The organism is Streptomyces sp. CB02400, assembly GCF_001905725.1.
Classification (GTDB): Bacteria; Actinomycetota; Actinomycetes; order Streptomycetales; family Streptomycetaceae; genus Streptomyces; species Streptomyces atrovirens.
In genome coordinates, this window is the sequence record NZ_LIWB01000006.1 from 348367 (window position 1) to 365950 (window position 17584).

The window sequence follows — 17584 nt, forward strand, 5'->3', positions numbered from 1 at the left end:
CGGCGTCCCGGACATCCCGTGATTGCTGGAATAATCGCTGCATGACTGAACGTCCGCGGCTGACCGTGCTCTCCGGCCCCTCCGGGGTCGGCAAGAGCACGGTCGTCGCCCATATGCGCAAGGAACACCCCGAGGTCTGGCTCTCGGTGTCGGCGACGACCCGGGCGCCCCGCCCCGGGGAGCAGCACGGAGTCCACTACTTCTTCGTCACCGACGAGGAGATGGACAAGCTGATCGCCAACGGCGAGCTGCTGGAGTGGGCCGAGTTCGCGGGCAACCGCTACGGCACTCCCCGCGCGGCGGTGCTGGAGCACCTGGAGGCGGGTGTGCCCGTGCTGCTGGAGATCGACCTCCAGGGCGCGCGGCAGGTCCGTGAGTCCATGGCCGAGGGCCGGCTGGTGTTCCTGGCTCCTCCCTCCTGGGAGGAGCTCGTGCGCAGGCTCACGGGCCGGGGCACCGAGTCGCCCGAGGTCATCGAGCGCCGGCTGGAGGCCGCGAAGACCGAACTGGCCGCCGAGCCGGAGTTCGACACCACCCTGGTCAACACCTCCGTCGAGGACGTGGCCCGCGAGCTGCTAGCCTTGATGAACGTCGTGTGATCGTGAGCAATCGTTCACCGGTCGCGCCGACTGAATCTTTCCCATCCATCGGAAGGTAGAGCGTGTCCTCTTCCATCTCCGCGCCCGAGGGCATCATCAACCCGCCGATCGACGAGCTCCTCGAGGCCACGGACTCGAAGTACAGCCTCGTGATCTACGCGGCCAAGCGGGCCCGCCAGATCAACGCGTACTACTCGCAGCTCGGTGAGGGCCTGCTCGAGTACGTCGGTCCCCTCGTCGACACCCACGTCCACGAGAAGCCGCTCTCGATCGCCCTGCGCGAGATCAACGCGGGACTGCTGACCTCCGAGGCCGTCGAAGGCCCCGGTCAGTAAATCGGTCGGTAAGTCGTATCAGCTGATTGCAGCTGACTTTTCCACAGGCCCGGCAGCACGTTGCCGGGCCTGTGGTGTCTCATGGGGGTGGTCGCACATTTCCGAGGTCCGGGGAGAGACGGTGGACAAGCCGAAGGTCGTTCTGGGGGTCAGCGGCGGCATCGCCGCGTACAAGGCCTGTGAGCTGCTCAGGCGGCTGACGGAGTCGGGACACGACGTCCGGGTCGTCCCCACCGCCTCCGCGCTGCACTTCGTCGGCGCCGCCACGTGGTCCGCGCTCTCCGGCAACCCGGTCTCCACCGAGGTCTGGGACGACGTCCACGAGGTCCCCCACGTCCGCATCGGGCAGCACGCCGACCTGGTGGTCGTCGCCCCCGCCACCGCGGACATGCTGGCCAAGGCGGCCCACGGCCTGGCCGACGACCTCCTCACCAACACCCTGCTCACCGCCCGCTGCCCGGTGGTCTTCGCCCCCGCCATGCACACCGAGATGTGGGAGCACCCGGCCACCCAGGAGAACGTGGCCACCCTGCGCCGCCGCGGCGCCGTCGTGATCGAACCGGCCGTCGGCCGTCTCACCGGCGTCGACACCGGCAAGGGCCGGCTGCCCGACCCGGGCGAGATCTTCGAGGTCTGCCGCCGGGTGCTGGCCCGCGGCGTCACCGAGCCCGACCTCAAGGGCCGGCACGTCGTCGTCAGCGCCGGAGGCACCCGCGAGCCCCTCGACCCCGTCCGCTTCCTCGGCAACCGCTCCTCCGGCAAGCAGGGCTACGCCCTCGCCCGCACCGCCGCCGCCCGCGGCGCCCGCGTCACACTGATCGCGGCCAACACCGCCCTGCCCGACCCGGCGGGCGTGGACCTCGTCCGGGTCGGGACCGCCGTGGAGCTGCGCGAGGCCGTCCTCGGCGCCGCCGCCGACGCGGACGCCGTGGTGATGGCCGCGGCCGTCGCCGACTTCCGGCCGGCCGCCTACGCCACCGGCAAGATCAAGAAGAAGGACGACCGGGAGCCCGAGCCCATCACCCTGGTACGGAATCCGGACATCCTCGCCGAGATCTCCGGCGACCGGGCGCGCGCCGGGCAGGTGATCGTCGGCTTCGCCGCCGAGACCGACGACGTGCTCGCCAACGGCCGTGCCAAGCTGAAGCGCAAGGGCTGCGATCTGCTGGTGGTGAACGAGGTGGGGGAGCGCAAGACCTTCGGCTCCGAGGAGAACGAGGCCGTGGTGCTGGGCACCGACGGCAGCGAGACCCCCGTCGCTCACGGCCCGAAGGAAGCCCTGGCCGAAACCGTATGGGACCTGGTGGCCGAACGCCTCGGATGAGTGATTCATTTCGTCGTCCGGTTCCCGAAACCTCGTCCTTCGGGGCGTGGCGCCTCTGGCCAACCTCGCTCGGCATGGGCAGAATGCCCGTGCCGCAGGTCACAGCGCTCTCGCGAGACGAGACGGGGGGACCCGTGGCGAAGCGCGACCGATAAACTGTTCCACGGACGGCGTCGGGTGCAGCCCCCGCCGTCCGCCAATGATCAGCCAGCAGCCGCTGCAACCCCAGGGAGCGTTGTGTCCCGTCGTCTGTTCACCTCGGAGTCCGTGACCGAGGGTCACCCCGACAAGATCGCTGACCAGATCAGCGACACCATCCTCGACGCGCTCCTGCGTGAGGACCCGTCCTCCCGGGTCGCCGTCGAGACCCTGATCACGACCGGCCTGGTGCACGTGGCCGGCGAGGTCACCACCAAGACGTACGCGGACATCGCGACGCTGGTGCGCAACAAGATCCTGGAGATCGGCTACGACTCCTCGAAGAAGGGCTTCGACGGTGCCTCGTGCGGCGTGTCGGTGTCGATCGGCGCGCAGTCCCCGGACATCGCGCAGGGTGTCGACGCCGCCTACGAGGCCCGTGTCGAGGGTGACGAGGACGAGCTGGACCGGCAGGGCGCGGGCGACCAGGGTCTGATGTTCGGCTACGCGACGGACGAGACGCCGACGCTGATGCCGCTGCCGGTCTTCCTGGCGCACCGCCTGTCCAAGCGCCTGTCCGACGTGCGCAAGAACGGCACGATCCCCTACCTGCGCCCGGACGGCAAGACGCAGGTCACCATCGAGTACGACGGTGACAAGGCGGTCCGTCTGGACACGGTCGTCGTCTCCTCGCAGCACGCCTCGGACATCGACCTGGAGTCGCTGCTGGCCCCCGACATCCGCGAGTTCGTCGTGGAGCCGGAGCTGAAGGCGCTGCTGGACGAGGGCATCAAGCTCGACACGGAGAAGTACCGGCTGCTGGTGAACCCGACCGGCCGTTTCGAGATCGGCGGCCCGATGGGTGACGCCGGCCTGACCGGCCGCAAGATCATCATCGACACCTACGGCGGCATGGCCCGGCACGGCGGCGGTGCCTTCTCCGGCAAGGACCCGTCCAAGGTGGACCGCTCGGCCGCGTACGCGATGCGCTGGGTCGCCAAGAACGTGGTCGCCGCCGGTCTGGCCGCCCGCTGCGAGGTCCAGGTGGCGTACGCGATCGGCAAGGCCGAGCCGGTCGGCCTGTTCGTCGAGACCTTCGGCACCGCCAAGGTCGAGACCGAGAAGATCGAGAAGGCGATCGACGAGGTCTTCGACCTCCGCCCGGCCGCGATCATCCGCGACCTCGACCTGCTGCGCCCGATCTACGCCCAGACCGCCGCCTACGGTCACTTCGGCCGCGAGCTGCCCGACTTCACCTGGGAGCGCACCGACCGCGTGGACGCCCTGCGCAAGGCGGCGGGGCTGTAGGCCCGGCCACCCCGTGTCTCCCCGAGGCCCGGCGTCCCTTCCGAGGGGCCGCCGGGCCTCGGCGCGTACGGAGCCGCTCCGCCGTAAATGCCCGCGCACACCGCGGGAGTGAGCCCTACGCTGTGAGCGCGGCGACGTCACGGCCCGGTGCGAAGGGCACGGATACTTCCGGGTGACAACCCTCGCAGGTTCGAATCCTGCTGCCGGTCCCGGACCGGTATGACCGAGTGGCCCAAGGCAGAAGCGCCCTCGGGCGTTCGTGATCCGTACCCGGCTCGACCTCGGGCCGGCGTCGCTGTCAGTGGCGTTTGGTAAGAATGCAGGCGTGAGCAGCGAGAACGGACAGTCGGACGGCGGCGCGGAGGGCGCGCCGCCCGAGCAGCTCGCGCTCATCCGGGAGAGCGTGCGCCAGGCCAGGACCCCCCGGGCCAAACCGCGCACCTGGCGCGGCGCCGCGCTCGCCAAGGAGCTGCCCGTCGCCCGGGTCCTCGTCGACAAGGGCGTGCTCCACCTCGACCGCTACTTCGACTACGCCGTGCCCGCGGAGCTGGACGCCGACGCGCAGCCGGGGGTGCGGGTGCGGGTGCGGTTCGGGGCCGGACGGCACCGGGTGCGCGAGGGGCGGCGCGAGGGCGGCGGACTGATCGACGGGTTCCTCGTCGAGCGGCTCGCCGAATCCGACTACTCGGGGCCCCTGGCGGCACTGGCGCAGGTGGTCTCGCCCGAACCTGTGCTGGACGAGGAGCTGCTGGGCCTCGCCCGCGCGGTCGCCGACCGGTACGCGGGCAGCCTCGCCGACGTCCTCCAGCTCGCCGTACCGCCGCGCAACGCCCGCGCCGAGCAGTGGCCCTCGCCCGACCCGCTGCCGCCGCCCTCGGCGCCCGTACCCGGCTCCTGGGAGCGGTACGAGCAGGGGCCCGCCTTCCTGGAGGCGCTGGCCTCGGGAGGCGTCCCACGGGCCGTGTGGAACGCGCTGCCGGGGCCGCGGTGGAGCGAGGAACTGGCCCGGGCCGTCGCCGCGACCCTGGCCTCCGGGCGCGGCGCGCTGGTCGTCCTGCCGGACGGAAGGGCCGTGGCCCGCGCCGACGCGGCGCTCACCGAACTGCTGGGGGAGGGACGGCACGCGGTCCTCACCGCCGACGCCGGGCCGGAGAAGCGGTACGCGCGGTGGCTCGCCGTGCGGCGGGGTTCCGTACGGGCCGTCATCGGGACGCGGGCGGCGATGTTCGCGCCGGTGCGGGACCTCGGACTGGTCGCGGTCTGGGATGACGGCGACGACAGCCACAGCGAGCAGCACGCCCCGCAGCCGCACGCCCGCGAGGTGCTGCTGCTGCGGGCGGCGCAGGACAGGTGCGGCTTCCTGCTGGGCAGCCGGCACTGCACCGTGGAGGCCGCCCAGCTCGTGGAGACCGGCTGGGCCCGGCCGCTGGTCGCCGGGAGGGAGCGGGTGCGGGCCGCCGCGCCGCTGGTGCGGACCGTGGGGGACGGGGACCTCGCGCGCGACGAGGCCGCCCGCGCGGCGCGGCTGCCGAGCCTCGCCTGGCAGGCCGCCAGGGAGGGGCTGCGGCACGGGCCGGTGCTCGTGCAGGTGCCCCGCCGTGGATACGTGCCGCGGATGGCGTGCGCCAACTGCCGGGCCCCCGCGCGGTGCCGGCACTGCTCCGGGCCGCTGCAGGCACAGGGGTCCGACGATCTGCGGTGCGAGTGGTGCGGGCGCGAGGAGAGCGGCTGGCACTGCCCCGAGTGCGGCGGGTTCCGGCTGCGGGCCCAGGTGGTCGGGGCGCGGCGGACCGCCGAGGAGCTGGGCCGCGCCTTCCCCGCGGTCCCGGTGCGCACCTCCGGGCGCGAGCACGTGCTGGACACGGTGCCGGGGACACCCGCGCTGGTGGTGAGCACTCCCGGCGCGGAACCGGTGGCCGAGGGCGGATACGCGGCGGCGCTGCTGCTGGACGGGTGGGCCATGCTGGGCCGGCCCGACCTGCGGGCCGGGGAGGACGCGTTGCGCCGCTGGATCGGCGCGGCGGCGCTGGTCCGGCCGCAGTCCGAGGGCGGCACGGTGGTCGTGGTCGCCGAGCCGACCCTGCGGCCCGTGCAGGCGCTGGTCCGGTGGGACCCGGTCGGGCACGCGGTACGGGAACTGGCCGAGCGGGGCGAACTGGGATTCCCGCCGGTGTCGCGGATGGCGGCGGTGTCGGGGCCCGGCGAGGCGGTGGCCGATTTCCTCCGCGCGGTGGAGCTGCCCGCGCGTGCGGAGATCCTGGGCCCGGTGCCCCTGCCGGTCACCCCGGCGGGCCGTCCGCGCCGGCCGGGCGCACCGCCCCCCGGCGAACACTGGGACCGGGCACTGGTCCGGGTGCCTCCCGGCAACGGCGCCGCGCTGACCGCCGCGCTGAAGTCCGCCCAGGCGGCACGCATGGCCCGAGGCGGGAACACCCCCGTGTGGGTCCGCGTCGACCCCCCGGACATCGGCTGAGGACACCGGTGGAACCCGCCAGGACGTGCCGTGCCCTCCTGGGGGCGGTGCGTCCGGGAGGGTCGGGAACACTCCCGTGTGGGTCCGTGTCGGCCCCCCCCGGACATCGGCTGAGGACACCGGTGGAACCCGCCGGGACGTGCCGTGCCCTCCCGGGGGCGGTGCGTCCGGGAGGGCACGGGGCGGTGCGGCGAGCGGGGCTCAGCCGTTGCGGGGGGAGGGTAAGGCCGTCGGGCGCGGGTCGTCGCGGAAGGACGGGCTGCCGGCCGTGGGCTGGGTCGGCATGGAGTGGGCCGCGGGGACCGCCGGCACCGTGGTGACGCCGGCGACCGCGTTCACCGTGCGCGTGCCCGACGCCTCCGCGGCGGCCTCGCCGGCCGCCGCCGACGCCTGGGCGGCGGCACGACGGGCGCCGTAGCGGCGGTGGACCGCCTGCTTGGTGACCCCGAGCGCCGAGCCCACGGCGTCCCACGAGAAGCCCAGGGAACGGTCGAAGTCCACGGCCGCCGTGACCAGGGTCTCGACGCTGTCCCGCAGCTCCTGGGCGAGACGGACCGTGGGGGCGGGGGCGCGTCCGTAGACGACGAAGCCCGTGGAGGGCCCGGAGCGGCGCGGGCGGTAGACGTTGCCCAGCTGGGCGGTGAGCGTGCGCAACGCGTCCACCTGCCGGCGGACCCGCTCGATGTCCCGCACCAGCAAGTGCAGGCTGGCCCGAGCCTGGGCGTCGTGGGTTGCGTGGTCGGCCATGAACAAGCCTCTCGAACCGGCGTGAAAGGAATTGAGCCCGTGTCGGGGCCCGTGGTCAACTCTTCGCTGACCAACGCGGGAGCGCTCCGCGGGTCACGGGGTGGGGGCGTGGCGGCATATGCGTACGCCCCCGCGCGGGGTGCGCCTCGGCCTTGGGCCTCGGCGTGTCTCCCATCCGCGCACCGCCCGTTCCCAGTGGGTCGAGAGGTGGACGTTCGCCGTGGGGGTTCGCCGCCGTCGGCGGCTCGCCCCGCACAGGTGCTTTCGACGCCGCCCCATAGACTGGTGCGCCGCCCTTGTCCGTCCTCGCCCGAGAGGCTCCAAGCACCCCATGAAGCTCGTCTTCGCCGGTACCCCCGAGGTCGCCGTTCCCGCACTGGACGCTCTTCTCGCCTCCGGGCGGCACGAGGTGGCCGCCGTCGTCACGCGGCCCGACGCGCCCGCCGGGCGCGGGCGCAGGCTGGTCGCCTCCCCCGTCGCCGAGCGGGCGGAGGAGGCCGGGATCGAGGTGCTGAAGCCGGTGAAGCCCAGGGACCCCGAGTTCCTGGAGCGGCTCAAGGAGATCGCGCCGGACTGCTGCCCCGTCGTCGCCTACGGCGCCCTCCTCCCCAAGGCAGCCCTCGACATCCCCGCCCGGGGCTGGGTCAACCTGCACTTCTCGCTGCTGCCCGCCTGGCGCGGCGCCGCACCCGTGCAGCACGCCATCATGGCCGGCGACGAGATCACCGGCGCCGCCACCTTCCTCATCGAGGAGGGTCTCGACTCCGGGCCCGTCTACGGCACCGTCACCGAGGAGATCCGCCCCACCGACACCAGCGGCGACCTGCTCACCCGGCTCGCCTTCGCCGGCGCCGGGCTGCTCGCCGCCACCATGGACGGCATCGAGGACGGCACCCTGAAGGCCGTACCGCAGCCCGCCGACGGCATCAGCCTCGCCCCCAAGGTCACCGTAGAGGACGCCCACGTCGACTGGGGCACCCCGGCGCTGCGCGTCGACCGCGTGGTGCGCGGCTGCACCCCCGCGCCCGGCGCCTGGACCACCTTCCGGGGCGAGCGGCTGAAGATCGTCCAGGCCGCCCCCGTACCGGACCTGACCGACCTCGCGCCCGGGCAGCTGTCCGCCGGCAAGAACAACGTGTACGTGGGCACCGGTTCGTACGCCGTGGAGCTGCTGTGGGTGCAGCCCCAGGGCAAGAAGCCGATGCGGGCGGCGGACTGGGCGCGCGGAGTGCGGATCGCCGCCGGGGAGACCGTCGGCGCCTGACGCCACCGGGACCTCCACGACGTAGGCTGGACCGCGCACCTCACCCCACATCCGGAGCACCTTTTTCGTGAGCGACCAGCCCCGTCGGCCCCGTAAGCCCGCCAAGCCCTACCGCCGGCCCAAGAAGGACCCCGTCCGCATCCTCGTCTTCGAGGCCCTGCGGGCCGTCGACGAACGGGACGCGTACGCCAACCTCGTCCTGCCCCCGCTGCTGCGCAAGGCGCGCGAGAACGGCGACTTCGACGCGCGCGACGCGGCGCTGGCCACCGAGCTGGTGTACGGCACGCTGCGCCGCCAGGGGACGTACGACGCGGTCGTCGCCGCCTGTGTCGACCGGCCGCTGCGCGAGGTGGACCCGCCGGTGCTGGACGTGCTGAGCCTCGGCGCGCACCAGCTGCTGGGCACGCGCATCCCGACGCACGCCGCCGTGTCCGCCACGGTCGAACTGGCCCGGGTGGTGCTCGGCGACGGCCGCGCCAAGTTCGTCAACGCCGTGCTGCGCAAGATCGCGCAAAACGACCTCGACGGCTGGCTGGAGCGGGTCGCGCCGCCCTACGACGAGGACCCCGAGGACCACCTCGCCGTGGTGCACTCGCACCCCCGCTGGGTCGTCTCCGCGCTGTGGGACTCCCTCGGCGGTGGACGCGCCGGCGTCGAGGAGTTGCTGCGGGCCGACAACGAGCGGCCCGAGGTGACCCTGGTCGCCCGTCCCGGACGGGCGACCACCGCCGAACTGCTCGACGAGGAGGCCGCCGTCGCAGGCCGCTGGTCGCCGTACGCGGTGCGGCTCACCGAGGGCGGGGAGCCGGGCGCCATCACGGCGGTCGCGGAGGGCCGGGCCGGCGTGCAGGACGAGGGCAGCCAGCTCGTCGCGCTCGCGCTCGCCGACGCGCCCGTCGACGGCCCCGACCGGATGTGGCTGGACGGGTGCGCCGGACCGGGCGGGAAGGCCGCGCTGCTCGGCGCGCTCGCCGCCGAGCGGGGCGCCGTGCTGCTGGCCTCCGAGAAGCAGCCGCACCGGGCCGGTCTTGTGGCGAAGGCGCTCGCCGGGAACCCGGGGCCGTACCAGGTCGTCGCCGCCGACGGGACGCGCCCGCCGTGGCGGCCCGGCAGCTTCGACCGGGTGCTGGTCGACGTGCCGTGCACCGGCCTCGGAGCCCTGCGCCGCCGCCCCGAGGCGCGCTGGCGGCGCCGCCCGGAGGACCTGGACGGCTTCGCCCCCCTCCAGCGCGGGCTGCTGCGCACCGCCCTGGAGTCCGTACGGGTCGGCGGTGTCGTCGGCTACGCCACCTGCTCCCCGCACCTCGCGGAGACCCGGGCCGTGGTCGGTGACCTCCTCAAGCAGTTCCCGGACACCGACCTGATCGACGCCCGGCCGCTGCTGCCCGGCGTGCCGGATCTGGGCGAGGGCCCCGACGTACAGTTGTGGCCGCATCTGCACGGCACCGACGCGATGTACCTGGCCCTCATCCGCCGCACCGGCTGACGCCCGCCTCCCGGCCGCCGTCCTCGCGGGCCGCCCGGTGCGGCCACCGCACCTTCGGACCCACGTCCAAAAACGTCCAGGAACAGGGACGCGACCAGCACCGACCGCACGACGAAGGTGTCCGGGAGTACGCCCGGGGCGACCGGGCCGAGGCACCGGGCGGAGTTCGCCCCGGTGGTCAGCGGCACCGGCGTGCCCGGTACGGCGGTCGTCCCGGAGGCGAGCACCGCCGGGCCCGCGCGGGACCGGTGCGAGCAACCCCCGCAGGACATGGCACGCTTGGTGCATGGCCCCGCAGATCAGCCCCAGCATCCTGTCCGCCGACTTCGCCCGCCTCGCCGACGAGGCGAAGGCGGTGGCCGGCGCCGACTGGCTCCACGTCGACGTCATGGACAACCATTTCGTCCCGAACCTCACGCTCGGCGTGCCGGTCGTGGAGTCGCTCGCCCGTGCGACGGACACCCCGCTGGACTGCCATCTGATGATCGAGGCCCCCGACCGATGGGCACCCCAGTACGTGGAGGCGGGGGCCGGTTCGGTCACCTTCCACGTCGAGGCGGCCACCGCGCCCGTGCGGCTCGCCCGGGAGATCCGCGCCAAGGGCGCCCGCGCCTCCATGGCGCTGCGGCCGGCCACCCCCATCGAGCCGTACGAGGATCTGCTCCCCGAGCTCGACATGCTGCTGATCATGACGGTTGAGCCCGGCTTCGGTGGGCAGGCGTTCCTCGACATCATGCTTCCGAAGATCCGCCGCACCCGCGAGCTGATCAGCAAGCACGGTCTGGAGCTCTGGCTCCAGGTCGACGGCGGGGTCTCGGCGTCCACCATCGAGCGGTGTGCCGACGCCGGTGCCGATGTCTTCGTCGCGGGTTCCGCCGTGTACGGGGCATCGGACCCGGCCGAGGCGGTACGTGCACTGCGCAACCAGGCGGAGGCCGCGACGGCCGAGGCATCGTGGGCATGCGACCACTGAGCGTCAGGAACATGAACGGCGCCCGGGAGGGCTGATCGACCGCGCCGGATCTGCAAGGATGAACGGCGAATCCAGAGTGTGAACAGCAGTGAGGAGATCGCCGTGTCGGGTATGTCGGCGGGCCGGTCAGCCATGCGGATGGGACCCGCTGAGCTGGTGCAGGCGGCGGCCATGGCCCGCCGCTTCTACCTCGAGGGCAAATCCAAGATCCAGATCGCCGAGGAGTTCGGCGTCAGCCGCTTCAAGGTGGCCCGGGTCCTGGAGACCGCCCTCGAACGGGATCTCGTACGGATCGAGATCCGCGTGCCGGCCGAGCTGGACGCCGAGCGCTCCGACGCGCTCCGCGCCCGGTACGGCCTGAGGCACGCCGTCGTGGTCGAGTCCCCGGCCGAGGCCGAGGAGACACCCGACCCCGAGAACCTGGGAGAGGTGGCCGCCGACCTGCTCGGCGAGCTGGTCAACGAAGGGGATGTGCTGGGGCTGGCCTGGGGCCGGTCCACCATCCACATGGCGGCGGCCCTGGACCGGCTGCCGCCCTGCACGGTCGTGCAGCTCACGGGCGTGTACGACGCCGGGACCGCCGAGCGCGGTTCGGTGGAGGCCGTGCGGCGCGCCGCGCAGGTGTCGGGCGGCGACGCCCACCCCATCTACGCGCCGATGCTGCTGCCGGACGCGGCCACCGCTCAGGCACTGCGCCACCAGACCGGGATCGCGCGGGCCTTCGAGTACTTCGACAAGGTCACCGTCGCCTGCGTCTCCATCGGTTCCTGGGAGCCGGGCATCTCCACGGTGCACGACATGCTCAGCGACGAGGAGCGGGCGCACTACGCCTCCCTCGGGGTCGCCGCGGAGATGTCCGCGCACCTCTTCGACGCGGAGGGGCGCCGGGTCGGCCGGGACCTGGGGGAGCGGTGCATCACGGTCAAGACCGACCAGCTCCGCCGGGTGCCCGAGGTCGTCGCGATCGCGGGCGGACAGCGCAAGGGGCCCGCGATCGACGCGGTCCTGCGCTCCGGTCTGGTCACCAGTCTGGTGACGGACACGTCGGCCGCGGACTACCTGATGACGGCGGGGGCCACCCCGCGATCCGCCCTCAACCGCGCGGACCCGGACGGCCCCTGACGGCGGGTGAGGCGGGGGCGGGCCCGGCAGCACCGGCCGCACGGTGCTGCGACAGGCCCCGCTCCTCCGCCTCCCGGCGGCGGTACCGGGATGACGTACGACCTGGCCGGCCGGTTCGTGGTCGCCCCGGACCTCGACGGGGTCACCGACGAGACGGGTCTGATGGACCGGTGCGCCCGGGCCCTGGACCTGCCCGACGGGTTCGGCCGCGACGGGGGCGCCCTCGTCGGCCCCCTCTCCGACCACACCGTCCGGCCCGAGGGCGCCGTGGAGCGCGGGCTGCTGGTCGTCGTACGCGGTCGGCGGGCGTACGGGACGACGCACCGGACGCCGTCGCTCACCGTGGCCCGGACCTTGGAGGATCCTCCGAGCAGGGCTCTGACCAGCCTGGATGATCCGCCCGGAGCGGGCGTTCCGGTCGTCATGGGACAATGAAGTACGTGCTCTTCCCCCTGGCTGACCTGTCCGGGGGCCACCTCTGATCGACTGGGATGTGCAGCACGTGCGTTTCCTCAACGACATCCAGCCCGCGTACGACCTGACGTACGACGACGTCTTCATGGTGCCCAGCCGCTCCGCGGTCGGCTCGCGGCAGGGCGTGGACCTCAGCTCGCCGGACGGCACCGGCACCACCATCCCGCTGGTCGTCGCGAACATGACCGCCATCGCCGGCCGCCGCATGGCCGAGACGGTGGCCCGGCGCGGGGGGCTCGTCGTCATCCCGCAGGACATCCCCATCGAGGTCGTCACCGAGGTCGTCTCCTGGGTGAAGGGCCGCCACCACGTCCTGGACACCCCGATCGTGCTGGCCCCGCACCAGACCGTCGCCGACGCGCTCGCCCTGCTGCCCAAGCGCGCCCACAACGCGGGCGTCGTCGTCGACGACGAGCACCGGCCGGTCGGCGTGGTCACCGACACCGACCTGTCCGGCGTGGACCGCTTCACCCAGCTCGAAGAGGTCATGTCCAAGGACCTGATCCTCATCGACGCGGACATGGACCCGCGCGAGGCCTTCAACACCCTCGACGCCGCCAACCGCCGCTACGCGCCCGCCGTGGACCAGGACGGCCGCCTGGCGGGCATCCTGACCCGCAAGGGCGCCCTGCGCGCCACCCTGTACACCCCGGCCACCGACGAGCGGGGCAGGCTCCGCATAGCCGCCGCCGTCGGCATCAACGGCGACGTGGCGGGCAAGGCCCAGCAGCTGCTGGACGCCGGCGTCGACACGCTCGTCATCGACACCGCGCACGGGCACCAGGAGTCGATGATCAGCGCGCTGAAGCTGGTCCGCGACCTCGACCCGCGGGTGCCGATCGTCGCCGGCAACGTCGTCGCCGCTGCGGGCGTCCGCGACCTGATCGAGGCTGGCGCCGACATCGTCAAGGTCGGCGTGGGCCCCGGCGCCATGTGCACCACCCGCATGATGACCGGCGTCGGCCGGCCGCAGTTCTCCGCCGTCCTGGAGTGCGCCGCCGAGGCGAGGAAGTACGGCAAGCACGTGTGGGCCGACGGCGGCGTCCGCCACCCGCGCGACGTGGCGATGGCGCTCGCCGCCGGCGCGTCCAACGTGATGATCGGCTCCTGGTTCGCCGGGACCTACGAGTCCCCGGGCGACCTCCAGCACGACGCGAACGGCCGCCCCTACAAGGAGTCCTTCGGCATGGCCTCCGCGCGTGCCGTGCGCAACCGCACCTCCGAGGAGTCGGCGTACGACCGCGCCCGCAAGGCGCTGTTCGAGGAGGGCATCTCCACCTCCCGCATGTTCCTCGACCCCACCCGGCCCGGCGTCGAGGACCTGATCGACTCGATCATCGCGGGCGTCCGTTCCTCCTGCACCTACGCCGGAGCCGGATCGCTCGAGGAGTTCGCCGAGAAGGCCGTCGTCGGCGTCCAGAGCGCCGCCGGCTACGCCGAGGGCAAGCCGCTGCACGCCAGCTGGAGCTGACGGCCCCTCACCCCCGTCCGGCCCCCGCCGACCCCGCCCCGGGATCGGCGGGGGCCGTTGCGCAACGGTCGAAAGCCCCCGCGCAACGAACACCCGCGTCCCCGCCGGTAACGCAATGATCTTGCGGGGGTGCGCAAGGTTGCTGCATTTCAGGAGCAACGAAGAACCTCGTAGGGTTACGCGCTGTACGTGTGTGGCGGGGACCCCGCTCGACGGGTCCCGACTGTCGCGGGGCGCCGTCGGTCCCCTGCCGCGGAAGACCGGCAGCGACGAAGGAGTCAGCGCGTGCTCGACCAAGGCGCACCCCCGCACAACGGCCGCCCCGCCGCCCCGCCGTCCCCGGGCCTCGGCGCGCGCCTCATGCGCCGCAAGCCCGTGGAACGCCTGGTCGCGGAGGGTGGCCAGGGCGAGGGCGGCTCCCTGCGGCGGTCCCTCGGACTGTGGCAGCTCACCATGATCAGCATCGGTGCCACCCTCGGCACCGGCATCTTCGTCGTCCTCGGCGAGGCCGTCCCCAAGGCCGGCCCGGCCGTCACGCTGTCCTTCGTCATAGCCGGTCTGACGGCCCTCTTCTCCGCCCTCTCCTACGCCGAGCTGGCGGGCACCATCCCGGTCTCCGGCTCCTCCTACTCGTATGCGTACGCAACGATGGGCGAGCTGGTCGCCTGGGTCTGCGGCTGGTGCCTGATGCTGGAGTACGGCGTGTCGGTCGCCGCCGTCGCCGTCGGCTGGGGCGAGTACCTCAACGAACTCCTCGACGGCACCATCGGCGTCACCATCCCGGCCGCGCTCTCCGCCCCGCCCGGCGACGGCGGCGTCTTCAACCTGCCCGCGCTGATCGTCGTCCTGCTCGCCATGGCGTTCCTGATGGGCGGCGCCCGCGAGTCCGCCCGCGCCAACACGATCATGGTGGTCGTGAAGATCGGCGCGCTGGTGCTGTTCTGCGCCATCGGCGTCCAGGGCTTCCGCTCCGGCAACTACGAGAACTTCATGCCGCTCGGCATGGCCGGCGTCAGCGCCGCCGGGGCGACGCTCTTCTTCTCGTACATCGGCTTCGACGCCGCCTCCACCGCCGGCGAGGAGGCGAAGAACGCCCAGCGCGACCTGCCCCGCGCGATCCTGCTGTCGCTCGCCATCATCACCGCGCTGTACGTCCTGGTCGCCGCCGTCGCCGTGGGCGCCAAGCCCTGGCAGCAGTTCACCGACTCCGAGGCCACGCTCGCCCAGATCATGCGCGAGGTCACCGGCCAGAGCTTCTGGGGCACCCTGCTGGCGTTCTGCGCCGTCATCGCCATCGCCAGCGTCGTCCTGACCGTGCTCTACGGCCAGACCCGCATCCTGTTCGCCATGGCCCGGGACGGACTGGTGCCCAAGGCGTTCGGCAAGGTCAGCCCGAAGACCGGCACGCCCCGGACCAACACCCTGATCGTCTCCCTCTTCTGCGGCGTGCTGGCCGCCGCCATCCCGCTCGGCCAGCTCGCCGACGCCACCAGCATCGGCACCCTGTTCGCCTTCGCGCTGGTCAACGTCGCCGTCGTGGTGCTGCGCCGGACGCGTCCGGAGATGCCCCGCACCTTCCGCGTGCCGCTGTCTCCGCTCATGCCGGCCCTCGGCTTCGCGTTCTGCCTGTGGATGATGGGCAGCCTGTCCGCCGTCACCTGGGTGGTCTTCGGTGTCTGGATGGCCGCCGGGCTCGTGTTCTACTTCCTGTACGGCCACCGCCGCTCCCGGCTCGCCGCCCCCGCCACACCAGAAGCGAAGTGAACCACCCGCAGTGCTGAACGATCTCGACGAACGCATCGTGCACGCCCTCGCCGAGGACGCCCGCCGCTCCTACGCGGACATCGGCCAGCTCGTCGGCCTGTCCGCGCCCGCCGTGAAACGGCGCGTGGACCGGCTGCGTGCCACCGGGGCCATCACCGGATTCACCGTACGGGTGGACCCGGCCGCCCTCGGCTGGGAGACGGAGGGGTTCGTCGAGATCTACTGCCGCAGCAACACCTCCCCGGAGACCATCCAGCGGGGCCTGGAGCGCTACCAGGAGGTCGTGGCCGCCTCCACCGTCACCGGTGACGCGGACGCGGTCGCCCAGGTCTTCGCCTCCGACATGCGCCACTTCGAACGGGTCCTGGAACGCATCGCGGGGGAGCCGTTCGTCGAGCGGACCAAGTCCGTGCTGGTGCTGTCCCCGCTGCTGCGCCGGTTCTCGTCGGGATCGCCCGCGTAAGTCCGCGTAAACGGTGGGCGCGGGGCACGCCACCCGACTAGCATCGGCGTCATGACCTGGCGACATTGATCCACCAGCCGCGCCTCCCGAGGGCCGCCTCGGCCGCCGTACGTCCTCGACGTCCGGTGTCCGAACCGCCCTTACGGGAAGGCCTCATGACTTTCACGCCCACGCGTGCCTCCGACGTCCGCGTGCGACGGCTGACGACCACGCTGTACGGCTATTCGTTCCTCGAAGACTTCGTCCTGCTCTACCCGGTGTACGCGCTGCTGTTCAGCGACACCGGCCTGTCCGTCGGGCAGATCTCCTCCCTGTTCGCCCTCTGGTCGGTGACCGGTGTGCTGCTGGAGGTCCCCTCCGGGGTCTGGGCCGACGCCGTCTCGCGCCGGCTGCTGTTGTGGCTCGGCCCGCTGCTCACCGCCGCCGGCTTCGCCCTGTGGGTGCTCGTCCCGTCGTACGGCGCCTTCGCCCTCGGCTTCGTGCTGTGGGGCGCCGGCGGAGCACTCGGCTCCGGTGCGCTGGAGGCGCTGGTCTACGACGAGCTGGAACGGCTCGACGCGGCCGGCCGCTACGCCCGGATCATGGGCCGGGCCCGTGCGGCCGGGCTGGTCGCGGTGATGGCGGCGATGGGACTCGCCGGCCCCGTGCTCACCTGGGGCGGCCACACCGCCGTCGGGGCCGCCAGCGTGCTGGTGTGTCTGCTGACGGCGGCCACGGCACTCCGGTTCCCCGAGCACCGCTCCCCGAAGACCGGACACGAGAACTGGACGGCGACCCTGCGCGCCGGACTCGCCGAGGCGCGGGCAGACCGGTCCGTCCGCGGGGCGCTCCTGCTGGTTCCGGCCGTGAGTGCGGTGTGGGGCGCGCTGGACGAGTACACGCCGCTGCTGGTGCGGGGGACCGGTGTCGCGGACGGGACGGTTCCCTACCTGCTCCTGCTGATCTGGGCCGGTGCCACGGCCGGGAGCCTGCTGGCCGGTGAGGGTGAGCGGCTCGGCACGGCCGGGCTCGCCGCCGTGCTCGCCGGTGCGGGCCTCGCCCTGGCCGTCGGCGCGGCGGCCGGCACACCGGCGGGACTGGTCCTCGTCGCCCTCGCCTTCGGCGGCTTCCAGGCGGCGACCGTGCTGGCCGACGCCCGTCTCCAGAGACGCATCGAGGACACCGGCCGGGCCACCCTCACCTCGGTGGCGGGCCTGGGCACGGAACTGACGACGATCGCGGTCTACGGCGGCTACGCGGTGATCGCCTCGGGCGCCACCCACAGCATCGCCTTCGCCGTGTTCGCGATCCCGTACCTGACGACGGCAGCGGCCCTGCTGCTCGCCGTGGCTGCCAGGGCACGGGCACGAGGGTTGCTGTAGCGCCTGCGGTCGGTGGGTGGGTCGGGGCCGGGTCGGGGGTGTCCGTCCTCGGACTGGCGCGACTGCGCTTCTTGGAGGGGGTGCGAGGTGCGGACGCGCCGGCCACCGCGGGCGGCCACCCCCGCCCCGTCCCCTTCCCGTCGCAGGCGGCGCAACCGCGGGCAGGCGCATGCCGAGTGGACCGCGGGCAGTCACGCCGCCACCCCCTCCGCCCTCCGCGGGCAGCCGTGCCTCCCCCAGTGCCTCAAGGTCCTGGGAGGTACCCCCGGGGCGGCACGGGTG

The 17584-nt window shown here is 73.2% G+C and carries 15 protein-coding genes; 14 read left to right on the forward strand and 1 reads right to left on the reverse strand.

Annotated features, from left to right (window positions below; translation table 11 throughout):
* Positions 1–41: 41 nt before the first annotated feature.
* From gmk to AMK33_RS17785, 5 genes are all read left to right on the forward strand, one after another.
* Positions 42–599, forward strand: a complete 558-nt coding sequence (gene gmk, locus AMK33_RS17765; protein WP_073933797.1) for a guanylate kinase — start codon at positions 42–44, stop codon at positions 597–599.
* A 62-nt stretch (positions 600–661) separates the two neighbouring features.
* A complete protein-coding gene (gene rpoZ, locus AMK33_RS17770; RefSeq protein ID WP_004933985.1) occupies positions 662–934 on the forward strand; it encodes a DNA-directed RNA polymerase subunit omega in 273 nt (90 codons plus the stop codon).
* Between the two features lie 121 nt (positions 935–1055).
* On the forward strand, positions 1056–2258 hold the full coding sequence (coaBC, locus tag AMK33_RS17775; protein ID WP_073933798.1) for a bifunctional phosphopantothenoylcysteine decarboxylase/phosphopantothenate--cysteine ligase CoaBC: 1203 nt from the start codon (positions 1056–1058) through the stop codon (positions 2256–2258).
* A 237-nt stretch (positions 2259–2495) separates the two neighbouring features.
* A complete protein-coding gene (gene metK, locus AMK33_RS17780) occupies positions 2496–3704 on the forward strand; it encodes a methionine adenosyltransferase (protein WP_073933799.1) in 1209 nt (402 codons plus the stop codon).
* A 325-nt stretch (positions 3705–4029) separates the two neighbouring features.
* Complete coding sequence (locus tag AMK33_RS17785; protein ID WP_073933800.1) at positions 4030–6177, forward strand: primosomal protein N'; 2148 nt, start codon at positions 4030–4032, stop codon at positions 6175–6177.
* A gap of 201 nt (positions 6178–6378) precedes the next feature.
* Here AMK33_RS17785 and AMK33_RS17790 read toward each other — a convergent pair whose 3' ends face one another.
* Positions 6379–6924, reverse strand: a complete 546-nt coding sequence (locus tag AMK33_RS17790; protein WP_073933801.1) for a hypothetical protein — start codon at positions 6922–6924, stop codon at positions 6379–6381.
* Positions 6925–7255: 331 nt separating this feature from the next.
* Between AMK33_RS17790 and fmt the strand changes: the two genes are divergently transcribed.
* From fmt to AMK33_RS17835, 9 genes are all read left to right on the forward strand, one after another.
* Positions 7256–8188 carry a methionyl-tRNA formyltransferase gene (fmt, locus tag AMK33_RS17795; RefSeq protein ID WP_073933802.1) on the forward strand — a complete coding sequence of 311 codons (933 nt, stop codon included), beginning with the start codon at positions 7256–7258 and terminating at the stop codon, positions 8186–8188.
* Positions 8189–8255: 67 nt separating this feature from the next.
* Positions 8256–9674 (forward strand): RsmB/NOP family class I SAM-dependent RNA methyltransferase, encoded by a 1419-nt coding sequence (locus AMK33_RS17800; RefSeq protein WP_073933803.1) that lies wholly within the window; start codon positions 8256–8258, stop codon positions 9672–9674.
* 286 nt (positions 9675–9960) lie between these two features.
* A complete protein-coding gene (rpe, locus tag AMK33_RS17805; RefSeq protein ID WP_073933804.1) occupies positions 9961–10647 on the forward strand; it encodes a ribulose-phosphate 3-epimerase in 687 nt (228 codons plus the stop codon).
* Between the two features lie 78 nt (positions 10648–10725).
* Positions 10726–11769 (forward strand): sugar-binding transcriptional regulator, encoded by a 1044-nt coding sequence (locus AMK33_RS17810; protein ID WP_073933805.1) that lies wholly within the window; start codon positions 10726–10728, stop codon positions 11767–11769.
* A gap of 90 nt (positions 11770–11859) precedes the next feature.
* The gene (locus AMK33_RS17815) at positions 11860–12204 is read left to right on the forward strand and encodes a barstar family protein (RefSeq protein ID WP_079194894.1); all 345 of its coding nucleotides are present in this window, start codon (positions 11860–11862) and stop codon (positions 12202–12204) included.
* Between the two features lie 67 nt (positions 12205–12271).
* The gene (locus AMK33_RS17820; RefSeq protein ID WP_073933885.1) at positions 12272–13714 is read left to right on the forward strand and encodes a GuaB1 family IMP dehydrogenase-related protein; all 1443 of its coding nucleotides are present in this window, start codon (positions 12272–12274) and stop codon (positions 13712–13714) included.
* A 285-nt stretch (positions 13715–13999) separates the two neighbouring features.
* Positions 14000–15478, forward strand: a complete 1479-nt coding sequence (locus AMK33_RS17825) for an amino acid permease (protein WP_073933806.1) — start codon at positions 14000–14002, stop codon at positions 15476–15478.
* Between the two features lie 10 nt (positions 15479–15488).
* Positions 15489–15941, forward strand: a complete 453-nt coding sequence (locus tag AMK33_RS17830) for an Lrp/AsnC family transcriptional regulator (protein ID WP_030867804.1) — start codon at positions 15489–15491, stop codon at positions 15939–15941.
* A 155-nt stretch (positions 15942–16096) separates the two neighbouring features.
* Positions 16097–17302 carry an MFS transporter gene (locus AMK33_RS17835; RefSeq protein WP_073933807.1) on the forward strand — a complete coding sequence of 402 codons (1206 nt, stop codon included), beginning with the start codon at positions 16097–16099 and terminating at the stop codon, positions 17300–17302.
* Positions 17303–17584: the final 282 nt, after the last annotated feature.